This window comes from Pseudomonas sp. RA_35y_Pfl2_P32 (assembly GCF_963970735.1).
Taxonomy (GTDB): Bacteria; Pseudomonadota; Gammaproteobacteria; order Pseudomonadales; family Pseudomonadaceae; genus Aquipseudomonas.
The window spans coordinates 1-1302 of sequence record NZ_CAXAQF010000060.1 but is presented as its reverse complement, the minus strand read 5'-3'; the positions used below and the strand labels follow the sequence as shown (position 1 = coordinate 1302).

The window sequence follows — 1302 nt, the reverse complement described above, 5'->3', positions numbered from 1 at the left end:
ACAATGCGTTGACGGCGGCCTCGAGCGCTTTCCGGTCGATGACGTTGGAATCGAACCGCTCCGGGCCCCAGAGGCGCATATGTTCGTGCTCCGGATGTGCGGGGTCGTTGATGGCATCAAGGTATTCGGCATAGCCTGGCGCACCGCCGACGTCTTCCGGAGGACAACGACCGGCGGCCTCGAGCAAGAGGGGAAGTCCCTCTGTTGTCGTGCTGTCGAGCCATTTTTCGAGTTTGATCACATGGTCCCAACTGTCGCCGAAGTCATAGAGATAATGGATCGTCTTGGCGCCGGTCTCTTGAACGATATCGCAGAGCCGCGCCTTTCGGGCATCGATGGGCGGGGGACCAAAATCACCGTCGGGATCGGGGATGCCCCAACGTTCTTCGCCAGCGTGGAACTCGAAGAGGTGGCTGTTTGTCCAACCAAACGCCGCCTGAAGCGTCAGATGCAGCTGATCAAGGCGCAGGGTGACAGGTAAGACAAGGCGACGCATCACCTCCGGTTTCACGTCCTTGAGGGTCACCTTGATCGTACGCATACGACGAAGACCGCCTGATTGACGCATGCGCGCGGGCACGGCGAGCTCTATGATGGCGTTGCGAGAAGGTCAGGCAGCTTGCTGATCGGCGGGCTTGTCGGCTTGGCGCAGGAGCTTCCATTCCCAGGGCAGCAGTTCGTGCAGGTGCGAAGCGGGAAGATCGGCGATACGGGCGAGGACGTCGGCGAGCCAGTGCTCGGCACTGACGCCATTGAGCTTGCACGTTTCAATCAGCGAAGCCAGCAATGCCCAATTCTCAGCGCCCTCGTCGCAACCAGCGAACAGGGCGTTCTTGGCATTGAGCTTGATCGGCCGCATCGCACGCTCGACCGCGTTGGTGTCCATCTCGATGCGCCCGTCATCAAGGTAGAGCGTCAGGCCATCCCAATGACGCAGCGCATAACGCAAAGCCTTCGCCGTGTCGCTCTTCTGTGCAAGGTGATCAAGCTTTGCCTCAAACCACTGCTTCAAGGCTGCGGCTAGAGGCCGGGCATGCGCTTGTCGGCCAACGCGGCGCTCGGCATCAGATCGACCGCGTAGTGCCTTCTCGATCGCGTAGAGCTGGGCAATGCGCTCGAGGGCCTCGCGGGCAACTGGAGCCGGCGCCGGCGAAGCCTCACGCTCGATCTTTACAAACTGGCGTCGCAGATGCGACCAGCAGAAGGCGAGCGTCGCGGACAGTGCGTCCGCACGCGTCTCTCGAGTCATGGTCTTGTAGGCCTCATAGCCATCGCAATGGATGATGCCGCGATAGCCCTCAA

General features: G+C 61.1%; 2 protein-coding genes. Both read right to left on the bottom strand.

The annotated features are described in order from the left end of the window. A partial coding sequence (locus tag AACY45_RS27035; RefSeq protein ID WP_339548487.1) for a plasmid pRiA4b ORF-3 family protein occupies positions 1–541 on the bottom strand: 541 nt, incomplete at its 3' end. A 69-nt stretch (positions 542–610) separates the two neighbouring features. Further along, on the bottom strand, positions 611–1302 hold a 692-nt coding region (gene tnpC, locus AACY45_RS27030; RefSeq protein WP_339548485.1), incomplete at its 5' end, for an IS66 family transposase.